The organism is Treponema sp. OMZ 805 (genome assembly GCF_050937395.1).
Lineage (GTDB): Bacteria > Spirochaetota > Spirochaetia > Treponematales > Treponemataceae > Treponema.
Map to the genome: position 1 here is coordinate 90,999 of NZ_JACCLP010000003.1, position 25,172 is coordinate 116,170.

Sequence of the window (25,172 nt, forward strand, 5' to 3'; positions counted from 1 at the left end):
GGCAATTCCAATGGCTAATTGGTAATGCGTAATCAATTTGTAATTGGTAATTTGTAATAAGTAATTACCCATCACAAATTATGAATTACCAATTATATTACAGTTTTCCTGTGTTTAAAAAATTCTGCGTGAACATTTTATCGTTGATCGGTTTATCCAATTCGAGCTTGAGAATGGTGATGCGAGTAGTATGCTTCGTTTGTACGTTCGTCATTTTCCCCTGCATAGGAATCCAATAGGCTCCTTGTTGTTCGAGTTTTTCAATTTCCAAAACTTTCAGCAACGCACCTTTTTTATCATACATTTCAATTTTTATCGGTATGGATGTTTTTTGATCGATGTATGAAATTCGCTTAAGGTACTGGCTTGACTTTGCGTTAACCGGTGTCGATTCAATCTTATAACAGGTGTAAGATCCGACTGTTTCTGTTCCCAGCAGTTCGTGCGTGTCCTCGTCAATCTTGCGCGTTTCCAAATCGTCATAGCTCGCATCAGTTCCCATAAAAGACTTTGAGCCATCGGAGGAAGCAATGCGTCGAGTTGTGCGCAGTGCGGGCATATATATCCATTTATCATTGGCACGGTCTTTATTCACGATCTGCAAAAATCGCGTATCTTTTACCGAAGCAGGCTGCCGGAATATAATCAACGCCGCTCCGGTTTTATCACCGGGATCTTTTGCCCATTCTTCGATCATGCGTTCGTCAACGGAATTGTTTGAATCGATCAATTCCATTTTTACAGCGCTGTGCGTAAAACGCGGACGCGGTACATCCAGCGACTTTTGTACGACACTTTTACCGTCTTCGGCAGCAAGTGTTCCTGCGATACCGGCAACCAACAACGGTATCAAAACTGTTTTCAGTAAGTGTTTCATTTTTTCCTCCTATACAATACCGCCACGGATGGCGGTGGTTATAGCAGAAGCGATATTTTGGCGTTGCCAAAATTCGCTATCAACCGATGGACACGGAAGTTCATCGGTTGGCAGCCATAAAGCGTGGTTTAAAAATATTGAGCAGTACCGGTAAAATCGTCATTGCCGCGACGGATCCGGTCAGCATAACAACTGCAACTAAAAATCCGACAAATCGCAACACCACAAAGCGTGAAAAACACAACACAACAAAGCCGAAGCCGACTGATGCGGCATTGACCATAATAGCCTTTCCCGAAAGTTGTAACGTATTGACCGTTACCGCAGTTAAATCGTCTGTTCTCAATCGTTCTTTATGGTAGTTATTCATAAAGTGAACGGTATAGTCGATACCGATTCCAATGGCGATCGCAGCTACCAGACTGGTTACCATATCAAGATTGATACCGGCTAATCCCATAATGCCGAAATTCATAAGGATAGAAATACCAAGCGGAACCGCACCGATAAGTCCGGCAATCGGAGAACGGTAATAGAGAGACAAAATACAGAACACAATCACAATAGCAAGTAGCAAACTCGACACCTGACTATCAATAATCATCGAGGTCATTGCGGTTTCAAGCTCTCCAAGTCCGGACGCTTCCAACGTGTAGCCTTCGGGAAAATGTTGTTGTGCATACTGTTCGGCAGCGTTGATAACCGCTTTTATCTTGCCGGTATCGTGAACACGCATCATTATCTGCATACGAGTCTTTGACGGCTCCAGCTGTTCATCAACCAGATCGTCAAGTGAACCTGAATACAATAGAAGATACTGTGAGATTAAATTTTTTAATTCCTCACGATGAGCAACCGGATATTTTGAAATGTCGTAGGGAATTTCATCATAAGCAGCTCCGTTGTAATTTAGTTCTTTTTGCAGCGCGGTCATAAAATCAGGAAGCGTAACGTTCTTTCCTCCCGATTGGGCATACGCAGCGATAAAAAGCTCCATCACGTCGTCGGTTGTCAGTGTTTTTCCGCGATATCGTGCGGCAAAAGAAGATGGTTCAGTAGTCGTACTTGATACGATTTGCGCCGTAAGGTTATCCGGTGAAGACACATCCGTCATTCCGCCGTCTTGTTCAGCATCGGAATCGGTAAAGAAACTTCCGGTGTCCGAAAAGAAACTCTCGGTGGATTGTGAATTTTCATCGACAGCCTCGGCTGCATCGAAAGATTCCGGCAGCATATCTTTATGCATCACTTGATTGAGCCGCTTGATAAAATCGGAGAATGATAATATCGTTCCGATCTCGGCATAATTATCGGTGAGGAAGCCGGAAAGATCATCCATTTGTTTTAAGATTTCTGGGTCGCAGAGCGCGCCTTTCTTTTTACCGTCAATCAGCAAACTGAATCCCGTAGAGCCGACATAGTGGTCGTCTATATAGGAAACGCCTTCGCGTATTTCAGAATTCTTGGGGAAATATTCCAAAAATGCCGACTCGATATTTAACTGATGAATACCCCATATCGAAAGGCTGATAATGACAAGCAACATAATGATAAATCCCGCTCGATGTCGATTAAAAAAGAGATAAATCTTATGTGTCAGTCCTTTTTCGTCTATTTTTATTCCCAACGCGGCAAGTCGTGCATTTTGTTTTACCGCATGTACCTTCATTCTATTTTGCTGTTTTTGTACAAGCCTTATTGGTTTCAGTACCAGCAATGCAGGAATGAGCAAAAAGGCGACAACCAATTCGATTACAATACCGTAGGCGCTAAATGTTGCAAAGGATTTTAGCGGTTTTATCGGGCTGGTGATGGTAGATATAAAGCCTGCGATAGTTGTAATACCTGCAAGCAATACCGGTGCGCGGATCTCTTTCAGCGATTCGGCAACGGCGGTGCAATGGCATTCCTGCGAAGTTATCAGCGGCTGCATTTCAAGATGCTGATAATAATGATTGACAATGTGAATACCGTAAGCGGAACCGACGGCAATAAGCAATACCGGCAAGCAGCTTGATACAATCGTGAGCGGCTCTCCCAAGACAGCCATCGTACCGATTGTCCATACCGTACTGATAAGCACCGCAAGCAGCGGTAGAATTGTTCCTTCAATATTCTTAAAGGATAAAAACAAACAGAATAAAACTACCACTGTGATTAACGGAATAAGATTGCGCAAGTCGGCATACATAAAAAGCGTTGCATATTCGGCAAGTACCGGATCACCGGCAATTTTATAAGACATCCCGTTCAGCGTTTGCAAATTCCGCTTGACTATTTCTACCGTATTGTTATAAAGCGCACTGATTTCAGATGGGGTACAAATTGACGACAGTGTTACGACAATCTGCACACCTTTAAAATTATCGGAAATAATCGTACCGAGATAGGCATGCGGCCATTCAAAGATTTTTTGTTTTATCGCCTGAATTTCCGCTGCAGTCCCCGAAAAGGGTTCGGGGAGCAAGGTTTCTACAACAAGGGAACCATCTTTTGCCGTGATAAACTCAATATTGGTTAAAGAGCGTACTTTCACAACATTATCGACTAAAGCAAGCTCTTCGGAAATATTTTTGACGGCGGCAACATAGTCTGAGCGAAGGATCGTATCTTCCTTTGTTTCAATTACGATATCCATTGCATACTGATCGCCGAAATCCGCTGTCAGTTGCTTGAACCTTATATTTGACGGATGCTTTTCCGGGAAAAAGTGACGCAGTTCATTATCCATATCGATTTTTGGAATCATAAAACCGAAAAGCACGGTGATAGCTGCGATAACCATTATCACAGTATATGCGTAATTTTTCCCATATTTCATATTTGTAACCTACCGATGCGTTTTTTTGTTTACTGTATTTTTTCTCTGAGCCTTCTTATAAAATCTACTAAATTATCCGTAATCGTCAATATCATTTTCAAATGAAGTGAGCGAACCTTAAAATTTCAATCGCAATTCAGGGCTTTATTTTGGGTACCTTTTGTGGTATGCTATATTTGTTTTTAAAGACAGGCATTCCTGAAAAAACAACAAAGTTTTTCGAGATGTCTATAAGACATTTTTTACCGGCGTTGCCGGCGGATACTGTCCGAGATACCTTTTTCGGGCAGTAGGTTTTACAAAATGGTATGTATAGGAGCTATGCTATGAAGAAAATCGGTGTTGTAGGTGCAGGCACGATGGGACAAGGAATTGCCGCCTCGTTTGCTTCAAACGGGTATCAGGTTACGGTATGCGATCTAAAAATCGAATGGGCGCAATCGGGAATAGATAAAATCGCAGCAAATTACGATAAATTGGCCGCGAAAGGCAAAATAACGGCGGAAGCAGTCGCTACCATAAAAGGGAATTTAAAGACCGGCGTATACAAAGATTTGGCTGACAGTGATTTAATTATCGAAGCCATCTTGGAAACCAGCGAAGCTAAAAAAACGCTTTTTACCGAATTGGATGGTATTTGCAAAGAGTCTGCCATTTTTGCAACAAACACCTCTTCTCTGTCCGTTACCGAAATTGCCAAGGGCATTAAACACCCCGTTATCGGGATGCATTTCTTTAACCCTGCCGATAGAATGAAGTTGGTAGAAGTTATTTCAGGAATCAGTACGCCTGTTGAAGTAAAAAACACCATTATTGAAACAGCTAAGAGTTTGGGAAAAACACCCGTTGAGGTACAGGAAGGACCCGGTTTTGTTGTAAACCGGATACTGATCCCCATGATTAACGAAGCAGCTTTTATTCTGCAGGAAGGTATCGCGACTGCAGAACATATCGATACGGCAATGCAGCTCGGCGCAAATCATCCGATGGGACCGCTTGCACTCGGAGATTTGATCGGTCTTGACGTTGTGTTGGCAATTATGGACGTATTGTACCGCGAAACGGGCGACAGCAAATATCGCTGCTGTACGCTTATCCGTAAGATGGTGCGCGGTGGATTACTCGGACGCAAAACCGGAAAAGGCTTTTACGATTATTCAAAGTAACAAAGCGGAGGTATACAGATGAATACGGTATTATTTCATATAGACGGGCATATCGCTACAATTACCATTAATAAACCGCAGGTTTTAAATGCGCTCAGTACCGAGGTGTTGACTGACCTTAATCAGGCGCTGGATGAGATTGAAAAAGTAGACAACATTTACGCGGTAATTCTTACCGGCGCCGGTGAAAAAAGCTTTGTAGCAGGTGCGGACATCGCAGAAATGAAAGATAAAGACCCCAAACAAGCGACCCAATACGCACAGTTTGCCGATGGGATATTTTTCCGCATAGAAAATTTCCACTGCCCCGTCATTGCCGCAGTGAACGGTTTTGCACTGGGAGGCGGTTGTGAGCTTGCAATGGCCTGCGATATCCGTATCGCTTCAGAGACTGCCCGCTTTGCTCAACCCGAAACAGGCTTAGGGATTACGCCGGGATTCGGCGGTACGCAACGGCTCGCACGGCTTGTCGGCGCGGGACGTGCAAAAGAGCTTATCTACACCTGCCGTACCGTAAAAGCGGACGAAGCGCTTGCAATCGGCCTTGTCAATAAGGTAACAAAGCCGGAAGCTTTAATGCAGGAAACTCTTGCTATGGCACAGACCATTTGCCAAAAAGCGCCCTTTGCTATTAAAAAGGCAAAAGAAACTATCAACAGAGGCTTGCAGGTAAGCATTGATAAAGCAATCGCCATCGAAACGGAAGAATTTGCGCAGTGTTTCGCAACGGAAGATCAAAAAATGGCTATGAACGCTTTTGTCAAAAAAGAAAAGGTTGAAAAATTCAATAATCGTTAGGAATAGTCATGGATTATCATTCGTTATACAAACAAAAGTTGACCACAGCGGAAAAAGCAGCGCAGGTAGTTAAGTCGGGTGATTGGCTCGATTATGGATGGGGAAATAATACCCCTGTAGCTTTCGATAAGGCATTTGCAGCGCGGTTGCCCGAACTTGAACACATCCACATCAGAGGCGGTGTCCTATTACGGGAGCCGGAAATTTTTAAAATAAAAGATCCGGCGGCTCATCTTACGTGGAATTCTTGGCACATGTCCGGCTATGAGCGTAAAACCATTACAGGCGGATTCGGCTATTATATTCCGCTCCGCTATTCGGAATTACCGCGCTGGTATTACGAAAATATTAAGCGCCTTAACGTATCGATTTTCCAAACAACGCCGATGGACAAGGATGGTTTTTTCAATTTCGGATTGAACGCCTCGCACCTCAAAGCGGTTACGGATTGTGCGGATATCGTCATTGTGGAAGTCAATACCAATATGCCGAACTGCGTAAACGGGGTAGATGATAAGATTCACATTTCCAATGTTGATATGATTATCGAAGGGAATAATCCGCCGATAGACGAACTCGTCGATAAGGGTGAACCGACCGACGTAGACAAGGCTGTCGCAAAGCTCATCATCGAAGAAATTCCGAACGGAGCATGTTTGCAGCTCGGTATCGGCGGGATGCCTAATACGCTCGGCGCGATGATCGCAAAGTCCGACTTAAAAGACCTCGGCGTACACACGGAAATGTATGTTGATGCCTTTGTCGATATTGCCAAAGCCGGAAAAATAACCGGCGCAAAGAAGGCGATTGATTCGGGTCGGCAGGTATTTGCCTTTGCCGCAGGAACAAAAAAGCTCTACGATTATGTGCACAACAATCCGGCATGTATGGGGGCACCGGTCTCTTACACGAATGATGCGCGGGTGATTGCTCAAATCGATAACTTTATGTCTATCAACAATGCAGTGGATATCGACCTATTCGGTCAAGTGAATGCCGAAACGTCGGGAACCAAGCATATTTCAGGAGCGGGGGGCCAGCTCGACTTCGTATTGGGCGCCTATCTATCCAAGGGTGGAAAAAGCTTTATCTGCTGTTCGTCCACCTTTAAGGATAAAACAGGGGCGCTTACCTCCCGTATCCGGCCGACGCTTGCGCCGGGTTCCGTTGTTACGGACACAAGAACCAATGTCCATTGGTTCGTTACCGAATACGGAAAGGTCAACTTAAAGGGCTTATCGACATGGCAGCGGGCAGAAGCCTTAATTTCGGTCGCGCACCCCGATTTTAGAGATTCACTCATTGCCGAAGCGGAAAAGCTCCATATATGGAAGCGCTCCAATAAACGGTAGGACACTTTCGAACTTCCATCTTTCAACAGCCTTATATACCGTCTTTAAGGCAGGGCAACGAGACAACGGTCTTTAAGGCTGTTGCGCTCAAGGATATTCTGCATTATAAACACGGGAAGATTGTCTCTATAGATTCTCTTACAGCCCTTATAATGCGGAATCCCCCTGTATTTATGCGTAAGATTGACAGTAGAATATGGGAGTGTTAGAATATATTAAGATATTTTATGAACGGAGGTTTGTTTTATGAAAAAACTCGCTGCTTTTTTATGTTCTTTGCAAGTTATTATATTGCTTGCACTTGTTTCGTGTTCATCACCGCTAAGAAATCAAAGCGGGTCTATTGTAATCGATACAACTATTCCGGATGATGAAGTTTCCCGAACCTATTTTACTAAAGATACTACAACGAATTTTAAGCAATTTTTGCGTAATCCTGAAGAAAATGTGAGAAAAATACGCGCGGTTAGTTCTGAGAATACAGTTGATGCATCTGTAATTCCTGAGGATGAACTTTTTGCAGGTCTTTGGGAATCCCTCAGCGAAGAAGAAAAACAAATGATTCGTGATAATCCTGATAAAGCGGTTGTTCAGTGCGATGCTCATTTAACAGTGGATAATGACTCTCCTGTTGTCCGATCCGTTCATACAAACAACACTGATTTGCTCGGCGAAATGACTGCGTTTTATGGATTTAATGCAAAACTTAATGATTTATTTATGGTGGTCAAAGACCTATACATGGCAAACCTATGCGGCTACCGGAGATTTGATTGAAGTGAGGGAGCGATGAAACAAAAGACAATAACTTTTGCATTATGCATAGTTTGTCTTACTGCCGTCTTGCTTTCATGTCCCATGTACAGGATGGCAGGCCCCGAAGATTATGAAAAGATTTTTACAAAGATAGATTACGGCCCTCTTGAATGGAAAGATTCGTATATCCTTTCTGCAAGTAATTACTTACCGCAGGTACAGGTGTGGGACAGCGCGAGCGGGAAACTGATAAAGGTGTATGAATTATTTGTGAAAGACGATAAAAAAAAGTTCTATGCGGATTTATGGATTACCGGTATTGCGGAGTTTCACGGTAGTATTTGGATTTGTTCAGCCACTATCGGTAATCATATTGCCCGTCTTGATCCTGCCAGCGGAAAAATGTCTTTTATCGATCTTGACTGCCATCCCGAAACAGTTATTGCTTTTAATGATACTGAAGGAGGAAAAGGAGCGTTATGGATTGCAACGTATAGCGCCCGGGGTATTGGGTGTGCAATTCGCCGCCTTGACCAAAGCGGAACAATCGTAAAAAAGTGCAATATTACTACGGAAGATATTAAGATACTCGGCATTGAACGAATGCACTACAGAGAGGGTAAATATCAGTTATTAACCGGTTCCTATAAAGATCTGTATCCTGCTAAGGAAAATAAAGGAGTGTATTGGCTTGTGAATCTCAGTGCAGACAATGGGGAATATGTGCAAGAAATACCGTACCATGCTGTTTTCCCCACCGGTTTCTTTAGTAACAATAATATAACCCCTGTTCCGGAAGAGTTTATATCAGCTTTTGAGTTGACAAATCAATATACCGATGCAAAAAATGTCTATTGCACGGTAAATGTAATTGATGAGACATGTCATCGGCTGTTATACAAGGTGAATAGTTTGAATCCGCTAAAGCTTGAATATACACATATTATTTACAGTAAACCTGATGCACGTTCAATATTTAATGTGGTTGAAAATGATACGAATATTTTTATTACAGGTAGAATACTGCATGATGTTCCGGGTGAGGCATCTTTTACCGGGCTTGAAATAGGAGCTTATCCAATAGAGGGCGGCGGGCAACTGAAGCGTATCCGATTGGCTCGTGGAAACCAACTATACCAGACAACGAAAGCTGGAAAAACATGGTTTTGCAGGGATGTGTATGAGCAGGATGAGGCAACCCTTACATGGCATTTTAAAACTCCCCCTCAAATTTATATGCTTGAACATGCAACCGGAAAAGCATATAAATATTCCCATGACGGTTCTCGTATTGAACTGGAGCCTGAAAACTGATAGCGATATATGAAGAGCCATGTTCATATAACAGTGGATAATGACTCTCCGATGGTGGTCAAAGACTTATACATGGCAAACCTATGCGGCTGCCGGAGATTTGATTGAAGTGAGGGAGCGATGAAACAAAAGACAATAACTTTTGCATTATGCATAGTTTGTCTTACTGCCGTCTTGCTTTCATGTCCCATGTACAGGATGGCAGGCCCCGAAGATTATGAAAAGATTTTTACAAAGATAGATTACGGCCCTCTTGAATGGAAAGATTCGTATATCCTTTCTGCAAGTAATTACTTACCGCAGGTACAGGTGTGGGACAGCGCGAGCGGGAAACTGATAAAGGTGTATGAATTATTTGTGAAAGACGATAAAAAAAAGTTCTATGCGGATTTATGGATTACCGGTATTGCGGAGTTTCACGGTAGTATTTGGATTTGTTCAGCCACTATCGGTAATCATATTGCCCGTCTTGATCCTGCCAGCGGAAAAATGTCTTTTATCGATCTTGACTGCCATCCCGAAACAGTTATTGCTTTTAATGATACTGAAGGAGGAAAAGGAGCGTTATGGATTGCAACGTATAGCGCCCGGGGTATTGGGTGTGCAATTCGCCGTCTTGACCAAAGCGGAACAATCGTAAAAAAGTGTAATATTACCACGGAAGATATTGAGATAACTGGTGTAAACCGAATGCATTACAGAGAGGGCAAATATCAGTTATTAGCAGATTCACATAAAGACCTTTATCCCGCTAAGGAAAATAAAGGAGTGTACTGGCTTGTGAATCTCAGTGCAGACAATGAGGAATATGTACAAGAAATACCGTACCATGCTGTTTTCCCCACCGGTTTCTTTAGTAACAATAATATAACCCCTGTTCCGGAAGAGTTTATAACATCGCTTGAATTGACGAATCAGTATGCCGATGCAAAAAATGTCTATTGCAAGGTAAATGTAGTAGGTGGTGAAACATGTCATCGGCTGTTATACAAGGTACATAGTTTGAGTCCGCTAAAACTTGAATATACACATATTATTTACAGTAAACCTGATGCACGTTCAATATTTAATGTGGTTGAAAATGATACGAATATTTTTATTACAGGTAGAATACTGTGTGATGTTCCGGGTGAGGCATCTTTTACCGGGCTTGAAATAGGAGCTTATCCAATAGAGGGCGGCGGGCAACTGAAGCGTATCCGATTGGCTCGTGGAAACCAACTATACCAGACAACGAGAGATGGAAAAACATGGTTTTGCAGGGATGTGTATGAGCAGGATGAGGCAACCCTTACATGGCATTTTAAAACGCCCCCTCAAATTTATATGCTTGAACATGCAACCGGAAAAGCATATAAATATTCCCATGACGGTTCTCGTATTGAACTGGAGCCTGAAAACTGATAGAGGTATATGAAGAGCGAGTTTTCTCGATAGGAAGTATTCCCTCTGCATGAAGCGTTATGCATGCGGAGGGGTTCATTCTCCGATGCTCTGCGCCGGGGGATGATTGCTAAAAACTTTACGCAATTTTTCAAAAAAGGATAAAGAGTATGCAATCAATTAAAAACATAAAAACGGTTTTTTTTAGTCCTACCGGCAATACCAAGCGGGTAGTCGAATTGATTGCCGGTCGGTTGGCGCAAAAACTTTCCGTGCCGGTTGAATCGGATGACTTTACGCTGCCGGCGGCTCATGCCGACACCAGAACGTATTCGTCTGAAGATTTGGTCATTTTCGGCGTGCCGACGTATGCGGGGCGCATTCCGAATAAGGTACTGCCCTTTGTGCAAACCCTATTTAAAGGGGAGCAAACACGCGCAATAGCGGTGGTTACCTTTGGAAACCGCAGTTTTGACAATTCCTTGAGCGAGCTTCACATGGAGTTGGAAAAGAATAATTTTTCGGTAATCGGCGCCGGTGCAGTCGTATGCCGACACGCTTTTGCCGAGGTAGGCATTGGACGGCCGGATGCTGCCGATGAGGAGCGTATAGCCGCTTTTGCCGATACCGTTTTTGAAAAACTTCAACAATCAGGCCAGCCGCTCTCCAATACTTCGATAAAAAGAAACGAGGCGCTCACCGCCTATTATGTGCCGCTCGGAACCGACGGAAAGCCGGTCAATTTTTTAAAGGCAAAACCGGTTACCGATAAGGCGCAATGCGACAACTGCGGCGTTTGCGCGGCCGTATGCCCGATGGGTTCCATCGACAAAAACGATGTTTCGTTAGTCCCCGGCATCTGCATAAAGTGTCAGGCCTGTATTGTTCATTGCCACACAAAAGCAAAATCATTCGACGACCCGCTGTTCCTGTCGCATAAAGCTATGCTGGAACAAAACTATACGCGCCCGGCGGCTTCGGAATTCTTTGTGTAAATACCGGACGAATTTGTAATTATAGACAATATCGGAAAATGTAAGGGGAAGTGCTGAATAAATGCGCTCCTCGGTATTCCCAAGCGGAATATGGTGCTCTATAAAATAGAGAAAGCTTCGTTTTTAGGCTCCTTCCACATCCGCTTTGCTTAATCCGGTAACCTGCATTATCTTCTGTACAGAATCACCAAGCTGTTTTAATAGCTTAGCTGTTTCGAGCTTTGCTTGGCGAGAACCTTGCGATATTCCTTGCGCTCTACCATCGGCAAAAGCCATTCTGCTCTCTGTACGGCAATACCTCTTGCAATTTATAGAATAATTTACAATTATCGCATTACCCATTATTTAATGCGGCTTCCCCTACCCCATCGATAAACGGAGCGCATAGCCACGTCAGTTCGTGTTTATTTGCAGTAAGATGAGCGATTTTTGAGTGAGGAATTTCCGCAAAGCGGCGGATGGTATCGAAATCGGGAGCCCCCTGCATTTTGATTGTACAGATGAATTTTGAACAAAGGCCGCTTGCCCGCCACCGCTCAACCCATTCCAGTAAGCGAGGCGGATAACAGATAACATCGGAACACACCCAATCCTGTTTACCGAGACTTTCGGGAGTTAATGTAAATGCGTCATGCTGCATAAAGGTAATCCGCGGTTCACGCATCAAAAAATCCGCCAGCGGGCTTCGGTCGATAGCAGTTATCTCTGCCCCCAGATTATTCAGCGCCCATGTCCAACCGCCGGGACAGGCCCCCGCATCCACACAATGGGAGCCGCGCTGAGGTAATGCCCAGTCTACCGGTATTACCGATGAAACAGCCTCTCCCTTTTGCTCTGCAGCACACCGATAGTAAAAGTCTAACAGGGTTAAGGCTTCCCATAATTTAAGATAGGCGCGGCTCGGCGGATTTTGATGGTCTTCGGTAAAGCGGATAACACCGAGCGGAAACGGGGAAGATGTTTTTGCAGATGCAACCAGCGTATGTTCATCCAACAGCGACCACACCCCCATACCGGCAAGCGACACGGTATAAGGAAACGTTTTTTCTTTTTTGCTGATATACGGCAGTTTTTCTCCGATCAGTTCCGCCCGCCTAAAACAGCTAAGCGGATAGTGCGCCCAATTCCGCTGAATCCCCCGCAACAGCTCCGCAGCTTCTCCAATACTGCGGAACCGCACCACAAACGGTTCTTCCCAACACAGCTGCTTCCAAAATACTTCCTGCCGTATATCTTCACAGTACACAAGCTTGCTTGATTGAACAGTACTATCGTTCAACTTAAAATCACTATAGCTTTCGGAAGCGGAAGAAAATCGCCACATACGCCCGGACGAACCATGAGCCTGCAAAGCCAATTCTTCATCCAAATGCGATTCAAAACCTTTCACCGGTATCCATGCCTTACCGGCTAATTTACAAATAGTCCCATAAGGTTTTGCAGCGGCAATTTTACACAAATTCATCATAATACTATTATTCGCTTTTATATTGGCAAAAACAATAGGGCATAAAAAAACGCTCGACAGAGCGAGCGTTTTCGCGCACGAATTCAGCATCCTCTAAAATTAATATTTTATTCGGCTGCTGAATTTTAAGGATCGTTTTTGTTCACAGCGTAGTGTTATTTACGCCTTAGCTTCGGCGGCCTTCTTGTTTTTCAGCATTGCACGGCCGACTTTAGAGATATTGACTTTCTTTCCGTCAATTTCCTGCTCATACAAGAGCTTAACTCCGGTCTGTCCGGTTACGGGGCAGGTTCCCCGCCCATGATTGGGAACGCTTTTAATTCCCTTTCCGCGATGTGCTTTCGACATAGTTTAGCCCTCCGCTGCCTTTGACTTTGCAGCGCCCTTGTCTGCACCGTCTTTCTTTGCATCTGCCGACTTCTTCGTGCTCTTATCGAGCGTATAGTCAACCAGCTCTAAAATTGCGACCTGTGCGGCATCACCCTCACGCAACCCTAATTTAAGTACGCGAGTATATCCGCCGTTCCGATCCTTCATGCGCGGACCGATGTCGGTAAACAATTTATTCAAGATTGCCTCATCCCAAATATAGGTTGCAGCCTGCCGCCGATTATGTACTGAATCGACTTTAGCACGGGTAATAAGCTTTTCTGCGGTTCTCCGAATCTCCATCGCCTTTTGTTTTGTCGTAGTAATCCGTTCGTACTTAAACAGTGATGTAACCATGTTACGATGCAATGCGCGGCGATGTGCACTGGTACGTGAAAGCGGATTAAAGCCGTTTTTATGCTTCATCTGTTTCTTCCTTTTGTCTCGATAACTTGATCGAATTCTTTAAATGACTGTAATCAGTCATACCCAAACTCAAATTACGTTCCGCCAACTTTTCTTGTATTTCCTGCAAACTCTTCTTTCCGACATTTCGAGTTTTCGAAATCTCATCCTCGGTCATCATTGTCAAATCGCGGATTGTTGAAACGTTTGCGTTTTTCAAACAATTGGAAGCCCGCACGGAAAGATCAAGCTCGGTGATCGGTGTGTCAAGCAACTGCTTTATCATTTCATCGCTTTCATCGGCTTCATCATCACCGAGCAATTCATTTTCGTTGAAATTGACAAAAACGGTAAAATGTTCTTTCGCGATTTTTGCAGCTTCCGCTAAAGCGTCTTCAGGCCGTATCGTACCGTCCGTCCAGATTTCAAGTACAAGCTTGTCATAATCGTTGCGCTGCCCTACTCTACACGGCTGAATTTCATAGCTGACTTTCCGAACCGGGCTAAAGATGGTATCCAACGAAATTGTTCCGACCACTTCAACGTATTTTTCATTCGTTTCTGCCGGTACATAACCGCGGCCGAAATCAACCTGAACCTCTATCTCAATATGAGCATTTTCCATCAACTCCATAATATGGAGATCGCCGGATAAAATTTCAAGTTGACCGGGTTTTGCAAAATCGGCTGCACTAACGGAGCAGGGACCTTTAAAATCAAACAAAAAGACATCTTGCTCAATCTCATTCGGGAGCCGCAGCCGCATTTGTTTCAGGTTATTCAAAACTTCCATCGTGTCTTCGGTTACGTTTGGAATTGCTTCAAACTCGCTTGAGATACCATGCGGAACATCATCATCACCGTAAGAGGTAATCTTTACAGCGGAAATAGCATACCCTTGTATCGAAGACAACAAAACACGCCGCAAACAATTGCCGATCGTTGTACCGAAGCCTGTTTCAAAGGGAGACGCCGTAAACTTACCATAGCTGTCATTCGAGACATCTGCCGCAAATTCCAGACCTTTTGGTTTTTTGAATCCTTTCAAAAGATTTTTACGAGCCATTTAAACTCCTTTTTATTAGATGCGGCGGGTCTTGCGGGGACGGCAACCGTTATGCGGAATAGGGGTTACGTCATTAATAGAGCGAACTTTTAACCCCATAACGCCAAGTGTTCTAATTGCGGATTCGCGGCCGACACCGGGTCCCTTCACAAATACGTGAACTTCCCGTAATCCATACTGCTGAACACGCTGTACAGCCGTTTCCGCGACTGTCTGTGCAGCAAAGGGGGTGGATTTTTTCGCACCGTTAAATCCCAGACCGCCGGAGGATGCCCAAGACAGCGCATTGCCCTTCAAATCGGTTATGGTAATAATGGTATTATTAAAGGTTGCCTGAATATAGACATTTCCTTCATATACGCTTTTCTTTTCTTTTCGTTTTTTTGCAGTTGTAGCCACAGCTTATCCTCCAAAATTACTTCTTCTTACCTGCAACGGTCTTCTTCTTACCTTTGCGAGTACGGGAATTGGTTCTTGTACGTTGTCCGCGGACGGGCAAACCCTTTCGATGCCGAAGACCGCGATAGCAACCGATATCCATCAAGCGTTTGATGTTTAAGGCAACTTCGGTGCGAAGCCGACCTTCAACCTTGTAATCCTGATCGATAACGGCACGGATAGCGGCAAGTTCATCTTGATTTAAATCGTTGATCATCCGCATCGGATCAATTTTCGACTTTTCGCAAATTGCTTTTGCAGATGAGTGAGATATTCCATAGATATACGTCAACGCGATATTAACATGTTTATTGGGGAGGTCGACCCCAGAAATACGAGCCATTCTTCAGTTTCCTCCATTAGCCTTGGCGCTGCTTGTGTTTGGGATTAGTGCAGATAATCCGCACAATTCCGTTGCGTTTAATAACCTTACATTTATCGCAAATAGGCTTTACGCTGGTTCTTACTTTCATATTGTTTTTCTCCTTAACAAAAGAATAACCTTTCCCGAAATACTACAGATTCCGTGATCTGAGCTTTCCTCGTTTTACCAACCCCTCGTGATGGTGCATTTTAAGCTGCGCTTCGATTTGACTCATCGTATCAAGATCAACGCCAACCAAAATAAGAAGCGAGGTTCCGCCCATCAGCATCGAAATCGATTGAGGGAAGCCGAAAATGGTCTGTATTACAGTCGGCAAGACGGCAATCAGCGCCAAATACAACGAACCGGGTAAAATCAGCCGGTTTAAAATCCGCTGCAAGTATTCCTCGGTTTTATCGGTTCTAATTCCGGGAATAGAGCCTCCGTTTTCCCTTATCTGCTTTGCAATTTCTGTGGGGTTTAACGAAATCTGTGTATAAAAATATGCAAAAAACACAATAAGGATCAAATAGAAAATATTGTACCACAAACCGTTCGGGCGCAAGAAATGAGCAAGACTGTTCAGCCAGCGAACATTCGGTCCTATCGTTGTCGCAATCGAAATCGGGAACGTCAAAAACGATGAGGCAAAGATGATCGGAATAACACCCGACGGATTGATCTTAAACGGAATGTAGGTGTTTTGACCGCCATACATTTTCCGTCCGACAACCCGCTTCGCATAGTGCACCGGTATCTTCCGTTGCCCTTGCTGCTCATAAACAACCAGTACGATAATACCGACAAACATAATCAACGCGATAACGACAAAAACGAGGTTCAATTCTCCGAGCCGCACCAGCCGGATCATCTGCGAAACGGCATGGGGTAACCGGACAATAATACCCGCAAAGATAATCATCGAAATACCGTTTCCGATACCGCGCGCCGTAATCTGCTCGCCCAACCAAACCGTTATCATAGTACCCGTCGTTACGGTAAGCATCGTAACAAAGATGTACATAAACCGGCTTTGAAGCACGATAGCGCCGGGTATCGAATAGGCATAGAAAGTTACCGCATACGATTGAATCAACGCGACAAACACGGTAAGGATTCGCGTCCATACCTGTATCTTTTTCCGGCCGCCGTCATCTTCCGCAATCTTTTTCAAACTCGGAAATACGAACAACGCAAGCTGCATCAAAATTTGAGTTGAGATATACGGCATAACGCCAAGCATGAATACGGAAAAGTTGGAGAACGCCCCGCCGACAAAGAAGTCCATATAATCGACAAAAGCATTTCCCCGTACCTGCGATTGAAAATATGCCGATAAGGCGTGGGGATCAATACCGGGAATAGTAAGTACCGATCCCAAGCGGAATACAATCAAAATTCCAATCGTAAACAGGATGCGGTCGCGTAATTCTTTTATCCGAAATACATTTACAAGTGCATTGTTAGCCATGTATGAAGCCCGCCTACCTAGCCGTTCTGTTTAACGACTGTCCCGCCGGCTTTTTCAATCTTTGCTTGCGCCTGTGCGGAAACTTTATCTACATCAACCGTCAACTTTTTTGTAATATCGCCGGAAGCGAGCACTTTTACCAAAGCCGTTTGCTTTTTCAGCAGCCCCTTTTCTTTCAGCGTTTCTTTATTAACGGTTTCCCCATCGGAATACTTTTCATCGATCATAAATAAATTTACAACCGAATATGTTTCCTTAAAGGGATAGTTGGAAAAGCCTTTTTTCGCAACGCGGCGATACAACGGCATTTGTCCGCCTTCAAAACCGATATAGGTTTTGCCGCCGGATCGTGCATTCTGGCCTTTGTTTCCCTTACCCGATGTCGTTCCCCGACCGGATGAAGAACCGCGGCCTACAATGCGCTTTTTCTTATTTGCCCCTTTCGGCGCATTCAATATAAAATCAGACATTAATCAAGCTCCTCTGTTTCAACTAAGTGAGAAACCGCCCGTACCATACCTAAGATGGCGGGAGAAGCGGAGTGCTCAACTACGGAATGCAATTTTCCAAGCCCCAAGGAACGGACGGTCGCGCGAACCGGCTTTTTTTGTCCAATGGTACTTTTAACTAACGTAATCCGAATTTTCTTTGCCATAGTTTACCCCCAGACATCCGTAATAGACTTTCCGCGGTTCTTAGCAATCGTTTTAGCATCCATTAATCCCGATGCAGCCTCGAAAGTCGCCCGCACCACATTTACTGCGGAGTTTGACCCCAAGGATTTTGAAAGAACATTCGCTGCTCCGGCTGCTTCCATAATTGCACGAATAGTACCGCCTGCAATAATTCCCGTACCGGAACGGGCAGGGCGAAGCAATACCGAAGAACCCTTGAACTTAGCCTGCACTTCATGCGGAATAGTGCCGTTTTTCAGCGGGATATAAATCATATTGGCTTTCGCCTTTTCAATGCTCTTCTTAATGGCCTGGCTTACATCATTCGCCTTGCCGAAACCGTATCCCACGTGTCCGTTCTGATCACCGACAACCGTTAAAGCGGAAAAAGAGAAACGGCGGCCGCCCTTTACAACCTTTGCAGTCCGGTTTAACTTAACCAGCTTTTCTACCAGTTCCTTCTCGCGATGCGAACTGTCTCTGTTAAAATCTTTCTGACGATCCATATCCGCTCCTAGAAATTTATTCCCGCTTTACGGGCACCGTCTGCAACTGCCTGTACCACACCATGATACAGATAACCGTTCCGATCAAAAACAACTGTCGTAATATTCTTTTCCTTGAGGCGGCGACCGAGTTCTTCCCCAATCTTTGCCCCTGATTCAGTGTTTGCCTTCAACGGCTTAAAATCTTTTTCAAGCGTTGAAACTGAAGCGATGGTGATGCGTGCATCATCATCGATAACCTGCACCGAAATATTCTTATTACTGCGGAACACAGTCATACGCGGACGTTCAGCTGTTCCATAAATCCGTTTACGGATATGAACTTTACGCTTAAATCTCTTTCTATCTTTCTCGATTCGCTTTTTAAACATAGTACCTATCCTTATTTAACACCGGTCTTACCGACTTTGCGTTTAATGACTTCGGTTTCATAACGGATACCCTTTCCCTTGTAGGGTTCGGGTAATCTGAGTTTACGGATCTGCGCTGCAAATTCGCCGACTTTTTCCTTGTCAATACCGGAGATAATAATTTTATTTCCCTGCGGTTCAACCTTTACTTCAATGCCTTCGGGGATCAATGCGATAAAATCGTTTGAATAGCCCAAAGCCATTACCAACAGTTTGCCCTGCACTTCGGCACGGTAACCGACGCCGTTTACAACCAAGGTTTTAGAAAAGCCCTGACTGACGCCCACGACCATATTGTGAATTAAATTCCGATACAGACCGTGAAACGAACGGGCTTCTTTGGTATCGTTCACCCGCGTTACGGAAACCTCAGAGTTTTCAAGCTTTACCTGTACCAGAGAATTATAGGTACGGGAAAGTTTCCCCTTGGGGCCTTCAACGGTCAACGCACCATCGGCAATATTGATTTTTACTCCGGCAGGAACAGCTACCGGAAGTTTTCCAATTCTTGACACAGTCGCCTCCTACCAAACTTTGCAGATAAGCTCGCCGCCAACCTGCTTTTCGCTTGCGTGCTTGCCGGTGATAACGCCCACCGAAGTTGAAAGAATAAGAGTACCGTACCCGTTATATACGCGGGGAAGCATCTTATATCCTGAATATACGCGGCGTCCGGGTGTAGACACTTTTTCAATACCATGAATAACGGGTAATTCATTATCATCGTATTTTAAAAACATCCGGATCGTACTTGCGCCGGCTTCGTTAAGTCTTTTAAAGTTCTTAATAAAACCTTCGGTTTTCAAAATCTTCACAATTTCAAGTTTTAACTTTGAAGAAGGCACATCGACTTTCTCATGACCGGCTGCCGCTGCATTCCGAATCTTTGTAAGCATATCTGCGACGGGATCTGAAACGCTCATTTTTTACCTCCTACCAACTTGATTTTGTAACGCCAGGTATCTGGCCTTCACTTGCTAATTTGCGAAAACAAATACGGCACATCTGAAATTTTCTCATATATCCGCGCGGACGGCCGCATACTCTGCAGCGATTATATTGGCGGCTGGAATACTTCGGCGTGCTGTTTGCCTTATTTATCATTGCTGTTGTTGCCATGAAAACCTCTCTTACTTTCTAAAGGGCATGCCGAACTTCAAAAGAAGCGCCCGCGCCTCTTTATCGGTTTTTGCCGTCGTTACGACATTGATATTCAAACCTGCAATCTTTTCGATTTTATCAAAGTCGATTTCAGGGAAAATAATCTGTTCCGTAACACCTAATGAATAATTTCCTCTCCCGTCAAACCCGTTCGGATTGACACCGCGGAAATCCTTAACACGAGGCAGCGCAACATTAATAAACCGATCCAAAAATTCATACATTTTGGCGCCGCGTAATGTTACCATCGCCCCGATCTCATGCCCTTCACGAAGTTTAAAGTTAGCGATACTTTTCTTTGCCTTTGTTTTTACCGCTTTTTGGCCGGTAATAGTACCAAGATCGGTTACCGCAGCATCAAGCAATTTTTTATTTGTCAATGCTTCGCCAACCCCCATACTGAGTACGATTTTAACAAGCTTCGGCACCTGCATAACCGTAGTATAGCCGAACTCTTTTGTAAGCTCAGGCGTTATCGTTTCCGTATAGATTTTCTTAAGCCGTGGCACATAATTGCTCATTATAATACTTCTCCACCCTTACGGCAAAAACGCACTTTTTTATCGCCGTCCATCTTATATCCAATGCGAGATACGCCGCTTTTCTTACCGACTATCATGACATTTGAAATATGTATCGGCATCTCGATTTCGGCAATTCCGCCCTGATCCTGCTGAGAACGCTTGCGCATTGCTTTTTTCCCCATATTGATGCCCTGAATAATCACTTGATTCTTTTCAGGTAAAACACGCAATACGGCGCCGCGCTTTCCTTTCTCGCTTCCCGCAATCACTTCTACCGTATCGTTCTTACGGATCTTGATTTTTCCTTCCATAAATACTCAATCTCCTTATAGAACTTCAGGCGCAAGCGATACGATTTTCATAAAATCCATATCACGCAGCTCGCGCGCGACAGGCCCGAAAACACGCTTACCCTTGGGGTTCTTATTCGCATCGACCAATACACAAGCGTTATCGTCAAAGCGGATATATGTCCCGTCGGGACGGCGATATTCTTTAGAAACGCGGACGATAACCGCTTTTTCTACAGAACCCTTTTTAATTGTAGACGTCGGAAGGGCATCCTTTACCGCTACTACAATAATATCACCGATACCGGCATACCGGCGGTGAGATCCGCCGAGCACCTTAATACACTGTACAATTTTTGCACCCGAGTTATCGGCAACGTTTAATCTTGTTTCTACTTGAACCATAATATAGACGCTCCTTACTCGTTATTTTGCACGCTCAATAATCTCCGCCAAACGCCAGCATTTTTCCTTGCTGATCGGACGGTTCTCTACAATACGCACCGTATCACCAATGTGAGCTGTATTTTGTTCGTCATGCGCCTTATACTTTTTTGTATTGAGCACATACTTTTTATACAGCCGATGAAGTTTCTTGGTAGCGACCTGCACAACAATGGTTTTATCCATTTTATCGCTGGTTACCAAACCAACAAACTCGCGGTTCCCGGATTTCTTTTTTGCCGTTGTTTCTTCCACGGGCCTGCTCCTACTCTGCACTTACACCGGCCAGTTCTTTCTGCCGGATAAATGTGTTCAGCGCTGCAATTTCGCGGCGCATAGACCGTTTCAGCATAGGGTTTTCTACGTGTCCCACTACAAACTGAAACCTCAAATCCATATATTTTTGTTTAAGTTCGCTCCGCTTTGCCACCAATTCGGCAAGGGATAAATCTTTATAGTTCGGCTTTTTCATTCGGAAAACTCCATCTTAGTTATCGCGCGGCTGCTCGGCAAAGCGTGTCTTAAACGGAAGTTTACTTCCTGCCAAACGCATAGCCTCTTCCGCAAGCGAGCGATCAATACCGGTAAGCTCAAACAGCACCGTTCCGGGTCTTACAACAGCGACCCAATATTCCGGAGCACCCTTACCTTTACCCATACGTGTTTCAGCCGGTTTTTTCGTATACGGCTTATCGGGGAATACACGTATCCACAACTTACCGCCGCGCTTTACCTTTCTGTTTAAAGCAACACGAGCAGCTTCGAGCTGGCGATTAGTCAGCCAAAAGGGTTCAAGCGATACCAATGCAAATTCACCGAAGTCGATATGATTACACCGCGTTGCGTTTCCCTTAACTCTACCGCGCTGAATTTTGCGGTATTTTACTCTCTTAGGACTTAAAGCCATCGCTTAATCCCTCCCTGCTTCCGCACGCTCGCCGCGGCCCTTTTCCGACCGAGGAGCGCGTTCCTTGCGCTGTTTTTTTAACAATAAACCGGCGTCATCTTTTTGGTCGCTGCCGTACATCATACCGCTATAGAGCCAAACTTTTACACCGATTTTCCCGTAGGTGGTATGCGCTTCCGCAAAACCGTAGTCGATATCCGCACGGAGTGTGTGCAACGGTATTCGCCCTTCCTTCATTTCTTCGGTTCGGGACATTTCAGCGCCGCCGAGACGGCCTGAAACACGGATTTTAATTCCCTGTGCACCGGCCTTCATCGTAGAAAAGCAGCCTTGCTTTAAGGCTTTTCTAAAAGAGGCGCGCCCCATCAGCTGACGAGCAACATTCTGGGCAACGAGAGAAGCATTCAATTCAGCACGCTTCACCTCTTTAATCTTGATCTGAACTTTTTTATTCAGCTCTTTCTGAATAATAGCGCCGATTTTTTCAATATTGGCACCTTTCGTTCCGATGATAACACCCGGCCGCGCAGTATGAATAACAATTGTTACACGCTGAGGATGACGGATGATTTCGATGTCGGCGACATCCGCATTTTTACACTCAGGCATCGTCTGGAGCATTGCGCGAATCTTTAAGTCTTCGTGCAACAAATCTGCGTATTCTCTCGGACTTGCATACCAGCGAGACGCCCATGTTTTGTTAATTCCAAGTCTTAACCCGATAGGGTTTACTTTCTGTCCCATACTTACGCTCCCGCCTTTTCGTCAACTATTACCGTAATGTGACACATTCGTTTTAATTGAACATCCGCACGTCCGCGGCCGCGGCACCATAAGCGCTTAAGTCTCGGTCCTTCATCAATACGGATCTCTTTGATATAGAGCATATCTTCATCCAGTTTTTTATTACCGTTCAAAGCATTCGAAGCAGCAGACTTAACCGTCTGTGAAATCAGCGCTGCCCCTTTATTGGGTATGTGCTCTAAGATCGCCATTGCATCGGTATAAGACTTGCGTTTAATCACATTCGCAACCGGTCGAACTTTTGTCGGAGAAGCAATAAAATACTTTATCGTAGCGCGGTAACCGTTCTTTTTAGTTGTTTCAGCCATTATTTCCACCTACTTTTTCGCCGCTTTTTTATCCGAGCCGCCATGCCCGCGGAAAATACGGGTGGGAGCAAACTCGCCAAGCTTGTGTCCAACAAATTCCTCTGTGATATACACAGGGATCCATGATTTACCGTTGTATACCGAAATAGTAAAACCAACCATCTCAGGTATAATCGTGGAGCATCGGGAGTAAGACTTAACCATCTTTTTCGTTTTCTGATCTCCCGTCTTGCTCATTTCAACAACCTTTTTGTACAGGCTTTTTTCTACAAAAGGGCCTTTTTTAACAGATCTTGACATTCTCTACTCCCTACTTCCGCCGTGAAACAATAAACCGATCCGAAGTATTCTTCTTCTTACGGGTCTTATATCCCTTACATGGCTGTCCCCACGGAGTAACGGGATTACGTCCTTTTCCGCGTCCTTCACCACCACCAAGCGGGTGATCGACAGGGTTCATAGCCATACCGCGTACGGAAGGACGAACACCACGCCAACGAGCACGCCCCGCCTTTCCTAAATTGATATTCATGTGATCGGCATTTCCAACTTCACCGATTGTTGCATAGCATTTTTTATGCACTAAGCGGGTCTCACCTGAAGGAAGGCGCAACGTTACATAATCACCTTCTTTTGCAGCAATAAGCGCAGCAGCGCCAGCGGAACGAGCCATTTGTCCACCCTTCCCCAGCGTCAACTCAACATTATGGACGGTAAAACCGACCGGTATGGATTCAAGCGGCAATGCATTCGCAAGCTCAAGCGCAGCCATTGCGCCGCTCATAATTTTTTGTCCAACCTTCAAACCTTTAGGAGCAAGGATGTATCGTTTTTCGCCATCGGCGTAAAAGATCAATGCGATATTTGCACTACGGTTCGGATCATATTCGATAGTTCGAACCGTACCCGGAATACCGTACTTATTGCGTTTAAAATCAATCTCGCGATACTTCCGCTTATGTCCACCGCCCTGATGCCGAACGGAAATACGCCCATGGCTATCCCGCCCTGCATTGGATTTTTTTCCGGTTGTAAGGCTTTTTTCAGGTTTCTGCGCAGTGATTTCATCCCGAAGCAAGTCAATTCGACCGCGCATACCCGGTGTTATAGGCTTATATAATTTAAGAGCCATTTATCTTCCCCTTCAAAGCAGCGATAAGTGCTGTTATGCACCTTCAAAAACTTTAATCGATTCACCTTCGGCAAGCGTCACAATAGCTTTTTTCCAGCTTGCAGTTTTACCTGCCCGATAGCGAACTCGACGCATTTTTCCGTCGACGTTTACAACAGCACAATTAAGCACTTTCACATTAAAAAGCTTCCGTACTGCTTCCTTAATCTGCACCTTTGTAGAGCGCGGATCCACCTTAAAAACATATTTACGCTGCTCACGCATCTCGTTTGATTTTTCCGTAAGCACAGGCGCTATAATAACATCAGTATATTGCATTACTCAGCCCCCTCAGCCGCATAAAAGCTCGAAAGATTTTTTGCAGCAGACTCAAGCATCAGCACTTTCCGTCCATAAAACAGATCGTGCGCACGCAAACGGTTATACGTTAAAAACGACAGCGTAGGAATATTTCTTCCGGCACGCTTCAACATTGCATCATCATCTTTCAAAACAAGCACCGTGCGCTCATCCTGAACAAATGACTGCAATATTTTCACCAGATCTTTCGTTTTACCGGTTTCAACCGTAAAATCTTCTATAACAACAAGACGATCTTCATCCTGAGCTTTCAAGCTCAAAATAGACTTCATCGCCAACCGCTTTGCTTTTTTCGGAATTGCATAGCTGTAATCACGCGGCTTCGGACCGAAAATCGTACCGCCGCCGATTAGAAGCGGTGATTTTTTATCACCACGGCGGGCACGTCCCGTACCCTTCTGCTTATACGGCTTTGCATTGGAACCGTTTACCTCAGCACGACCTTTTGTACACGCCGTACCGACACGCATATTTGCTAATTCATTTGTAATGGCATAGTAAATGACATCTTCATTAACAGGCAAGCCGAACACTGCATCGTTAAGTTCAATTGTCCGCAATTCCTTACCATCAATCGAATAGACTTTCTTTTCCATTCTCTTCTCCTGC

Annotated in this window: 37 protein-coding genes; 7 read left to right on the forward strand and 30 right to left on the reverse strand. The window is 44.6% G+C overall.

The annotated features are described in order from the left end of the window. Positions 1-97: 97 nt before the first annotated feature. Both HGH47_RS03765 and HGH47_RS03770 read right to left on the reverse strand, forming a co-directional pair. Positions 98-877, reverse strand: coding sequence for an outer membrane lipoprotein-sorting protein (locus HGH47_RS03765; RefSeq protein WP_212565598.1), 780 nt, complete (start codon positions 875-877; stop codon positions 98-100). Between the two features lie 100 nt (positions 878-977). After that, the gene (locus HGH47_RS03770) at positions 978-3,698 is read right to left on the reverse strand and encodes an efflux RND transporter permease subunit (protein WP_432910468.1); all 2,721 of its coding nucleotides are present in this window, start codon (positions 3,696-3,698) and stop codon (positions 978-980) included. A 326-nt stretch (positions 3,699-4,024) separates the two neighbouring features. Here HGH47_RS03770 and HGH47_RS03775 point away from each other — a divergent pair, with 326 nt between their 5' ends. From HGH47_RS03775 to HGH47_RS03805, 7 genes are all read left to right on the forward strand, one after another. Next, a complete protein-coding gene (locus tag HGH47_RS03775) occupies positions 4,025-4,864 on the forward strand; it encodes a 3-hydroxyacyl-CoA dehydrogenase family protein (protein ID WP_212565600.1) in 840 nt (279 codons plus the stop codon). 18 nt (positions 4,865-4,882) lie between these two features. Next, complete coding sequence (locus HGH47_RS03780) at positions 4,883-5,662, forward strand: enoyl-CoA hydratase-related protein (protein WP_212565601.1); 780 nt, start codon at positions 4,883-4,885, stop codon at positions 5,660-5,662. 8 nt (positions 5,663-5,670) lie between these two features. Next, entirely contained in the window at positions 5,671-7,014 is a 1,344-nt protein-coding gene (locus tag HGH47_RS03785) for a butyryl-CoA:acetate CoA-transferase (protein WP_212565602.1), read from the forward strand. A 246-nt stretch (positions 7,015-7,260) separates the two neighbouring features. After that, complete coding sequence (locus HGH47_RS03790; RefSeq protein WP_212565603.1) at positions 7,261-7,791, forward strand: hypothetical protein; 531 nt, start codon at positions 7,261-7,263, stop codon at positions 7,789-7,791. 12 nt (positions 7,792-7,803) lie between these two features. Continuing rightward, a complete protein-coding gene (locus HGH47_RS03795; protein WP_212565604.1) occupies positions 7,804-9,084 on the forward strand; it encodes a hypothetical protein in 1,281 nt (426 codons plus the stop codon). A gap of 120 nt (positions 9,085-9,204) precedes the next feature. Further along, on the forward strand, positions 9,205-10,488 hold the full coding sequence (locus HGH47_RS03800) for a hypothetical protein (RefSeq protein WP_212565605.1): 1,284 nt from the start codon (positions 9,205-9,207) through the stop codon (positions 10,486-10,488). A gap of 149 nt (positions 10,489-10,637) precedes the next feature. Beyond that, positions 10,638-11,462 (forward strand): EFR1 family ferrodoxin, encoded by an 825-nt coding sequence (locus tag HGH47_RS03805; RefSeq protein WP_212565606.1) that lies wholly within the window; start codon positions 10,638-10,640, stop codon positions 11,460-11,462. Positions 11,463-11,585: 123 nt separating this feature from the next. Here the strand turns inward: HGH47_RS03805 and HGH47_RS03810 are convergent, their stop codons facing one another. From HGH47_RS03810 to rplD, 28 genes are all read right to left on the reverse strand, one after another. Further along, positions 11,586-11,738, reverse strand: coding sequence for a hypothetical protein (locus tag HGH47_RS03810; protein WP_212566626.1), 153 nt, complete (start codon positions 11,736-11,738; stop codon positions 11,586-11,588). 58 nt (positions 11,739-11,796) lie between these two features. Then, positions 11,797-12,930 carry an SAM-dependent methyltransferase gene (locus HGH47_RS03815; protein ID WP_230974492.1) on the reverse strand — a complete coding sequence of 378 codons (1,134 nt, stop codon included), beginning with the start codon at positions 12,928-12,930 and terminating at the stop codon, positions 11,797-11,799. 159 nt (positions 12,931-13,089) lie between these two features. Then, positions 13,090-13,278 (reverse strand): hypothetical protein, encoded by a 189-nt coding sequence (locus HGH47_RS03820; protein ID WP_006188395.1) that lies wholly within the window; start codon positions 13,276-13,278, stop codon positions 13,090-13,092. A gap of 3 nt (positions 13,279-13,281) precedes the next feature. Then, positions 13,282-13,725: a 50S ribosomal protein L17 gene (gene rplQ, locus HGH47_RS03825; protein WP_162664393.1), complete on the reverse strand. Its 444-nt coding sequence runs from the start codon at positions 13,723-13,725 to the stop codon at positions 13,282-13,284. Then, the gene (locus tag HGH47_RS03830) at positions 13,715-14,770 is read right to left on the reverse strand and encodes a DNA-directed RNA polymerase subunit alpha (protein ID WP_212565607.1); all 1,056 of its coding nucleotides are present in this window, start codon (positions 14,768-14,770) and stop codon (positions 13,715-13,717) included. The genes rplQ and HGH47_RS03830 overlap by 11 nt, the downstream gene beginning before the upstream one ends. 15 nt (positions 14,771-14,785) lie before the next feature. After that, positions 14,786-15,169: a 30S ribosomal protein S11 gene (gene rpsK, locus HGH47_RS03835; RefSeq protein ID WP_006188392.1), complete on the reverse strand. Its 384-nt coding sequence runs from the start codon at positions 15,167-15,169 to the stop codon at positions 14,786-14,788. 16 nt (positions 15,170-15,185) lie between these two features. Then, positions 15,186-15,551, reverse strand: coding sequence for a 30S ribosomal protein S13 (gene rpsM / locus HGH47_RS03840; RefSeq protein ID WP_016519026.1), 366 nt, complete (start codon positions 15,549-15,551; stop codon positions 15,186-15,188). A 16-nt stretch (positions 15,552-15,567) separates the two neighbouring features. Continuing rightward, positions 15,568-15,681 (reverse strand): 50S ribosomal protein L36, encoded by a 114-nt coding sequence (rpmJ, locus tag HGH47_RS03845; protein ID WP_002672206.1) that lies wholly within the window; start codon positions 15,679-15,681, stop codon positions 15,568-15,570. A 42-nt stretch (positions 15,682-15,723) separates the two neighbouring features. Then, positions 15,724-17,043: a preprotein translocase subunit SecY gene (gene secY / locus HGH47_RS03850; protein ID WP_212565608.1), complete on the reverse strand. Its 1,320-nt coding sequence runs from the start codon at positions 17,041-17,043 to the stop codon at positions 15,724-15,726. Between the two features lie 17 nt (positions 17,044-17,060). Then, entirely contained in the window at positions 17,061-17,513 is a 453-nt protein-coding gene (gene rplO / locus HGH47_RS03855; RefSeq protein ID WP_432910481.1) for a 50S ribosomal protein L15, read from the reverse strand. Then, positions 17,513-17,698, reverse strand: coding sequence for a 50S ribosomal protein L30 (gene rpmD / locus HGH47_RS03860; RefSeq protein ID WP_006188388.1), 186 nt, complete (start codon positions 17,696-17,698; stop codon positions 17,513-17,515). The genes rplO and rpmD overlap by 1 nt, the downstream gene beginning before the upstream one ends. Positions 17,699-17,701: 3 nt before the next feature. Beyond that, positions 17,702-18,223 carry a 30S ribosomal protein S5 gene (gene rpsE, locus HGH47_RS03865; protein ID WP_212565609.1) on the reverse strand — a complete coding sequence of 174 codons (522 nt, stop codon included), beginning with the start codon at positions 18,221-18,223 and terminating at the stop codon, positions 17,702-17,704. An 8-nt stretch (positions 18,224-18,231) separates the two neighbouring features. Continuing rightward, positions 18,232-18,594 (reverse strand): 50S ribosomal protein L18, encoded by a 363-nt coding sequence (gene rplR, locus HGH47_RS03870; protein WP_016522587.1) that lies wholly within the window; start codon positions 18,592-18,594, stop codon positions 18,232-18,234. An 11-nt stretch (positions 18,595-18,605) separates the two neighbouring features. Then, entirely contained in the window at positions 18,606-19,148 is a 543-nt protein-coding gene (gene rplF, locus HGH47_RS03875; protein WP_212565610.1) for a 50S ribosomal protein L6, read from the reverse strand. Positions 19,149-19,157: 9 nt separating this feature from the next. Then, positions 19,158-19,556: a 30S ribosomal protein S8 gene (rpsH, locus tag HGH47_RS03880; RefSeq protein ID WP_162664397.1), complete on the reverse strand. Its 399-nt coding sequence runs from the start codon at positions 19,554-19,556 to the stop codon at positions 19,158-19,160. A 10-nt stretch (positions 19,557-19,566) separates the two neighbouring features. After that, positions 19,567-19,752, reverse strand: a complete 186-nt coding sequence (locus HGH47_RS03885) for a type Z 30S ribosomal protein S14 (protein ID WP_081984397.1) — start codon at positions 19,750-19,752, stop codon at positions 19,567-19,569. 11 nt (positions 19,753-19,763) lie between these two features. Continuing rightward, a complete protein-coding gene (gene rplE / locus HGH47_RS03890) occupies positions 19,764-20,315 on the reverse strand; it encodes a 50S ribosomal protein L5 (protein WP_006188382.1) in 552 nt (183 codons plus the stop codon). Then, on the reverse strand, positions 20,315-20,629 hold the full coding sequence (rplX, locus tag HGH47_RS03895; protein ID WP_006188381.1) for a 50S ribosomal protein L24: 315 nt from the start codon (positions 20,627-20,629) through the stop codon (positions 20,315-20,317). The genes rplE and rplX overlap by 1 nt, the downstream gene beginning before the upstream one ends. 15 nt (positions 20,630-20,644) lie before the next feature. Then, a complete protein-coding gene (rplN, locus tag HGH47_RS03900; protein WP_044014180.1) occupies positions 20,645-21,013 on the reverse strand; it encodes a 50S ribosomal protein L14 in 369 nt (122 codons plus the stop codon). Positions 21,014-21,034: 21 nt separating this feature from the next. Beyond that, on the reverse strand, positions 21,035-21,307 hold the full coding sequence (gene rpsQ / locus HGH47_RS03905) for a 30S ribosomal protein S17 (protein ID WP_006188379.1): 273 nt from the start codon (positions 21,305-21,307) through the stop codon (positions 21,035-21,037). 10 nt (positions 21,308-21,317) lie between these two features. Further along, positions 21,318-21,524 (reverse strand): 50S ribosomal protein L29, encoded by a 207-nt coding sequence (rpmC, locus tag HGH47_RS03910; protein ID WP_016522590.1) that lies wholly within the window; start codon positions 21,522-21,524, stop codon positions 21,318-21,320. A gap of 15 nt (positions 21,525-21,539) precedes the next feature. Further along, on the reverse strand, positions 21,540-21,959 hold the full coding sequence (gene rplP / locus HGH47_RS03915) for a 50S ribosomal protein L16 (protein WP_016522591.1): 420 nt from the start codon (positions 21,957-21,959) through the stop codon (positions 21,540-21,542). Between the two features lie 3 nt (positions 21,960-21,962). Then, a complete protein-coding gene (gene rpsC / locus HGH47_RS03920; protein ID WP_162664403.1) occupies positions 21,963-22,703 on the reverse strand; it encodes a 30S ribosomal protein S3 in 741 nt (246 codons plus the stop codon). A gap of 2 nt (positions 22,704-22,705) precedes the next feature. Continuing rightward, positions 22,706-23,071 carry a 50S ribosomal protein L22 gene (gene rplV, locus HGH47_RS03925; protein WP_432910491.1) on the reverse strand — a complete coding sequence of 122 codons (366 nt, stop codon included), beginning with the start codon at positions 23,069-23,071 and terminating at the stop codon, positions 22,706-22,708. 9 nt (positions 23,072-23,080) lie between these two features. Next, a complete protein-coding gene (gene rpsS / locus HGH47_RS03930; RefSeq protein ID WP_016522594.1) occupies positions 23,081-23,371 on the reverse strand; it encodes a 30S ribosomal protein S19 in 291 nt (96 codons plus the stop codon). 10 nt (positions 23,372-23,381) lie between these two features. After that, entirely contained in the window at positions 23,382-24,203 is an 822-nt protein-coding gene (rplB, locus tag HGH47_RS03935; protein WP_212565612.1) for a 50S ribosomal protein L2, read from the reverse strand. A 33-nt stretch (positions 24,204-24,236) separates the two neighbouring features. Beyond that, positions 24,237-24,521: a 50S ribosomal protein L23 gene (locus tag HGH47_RS03940; RefSeq protein WP_006188372.1), complete on the reverse strand. Its 285-nt coding sequence runs from the start codon at positions 24,519-24,521 to the stop codon at positions 24,237-24,239. Continuing rightward, positions 24,521-25,159, reverse strand: a complete 639-nt coding sequence (gene rplD, locus HGH47_RS03945) for a 50S ribosomal protein L4 (RefSeq protein WP_206182519.1) — start codon at positions 25,157-25,159, stop codon at positions 24,521-24,523. The genes HGH47_RS03940 and rplD overlap by 1 nt, the downstream gene beginning before the upstream one ends. Between the last annotated feature and the right edge of the window lie 13 nt (positions 25,160-25,172).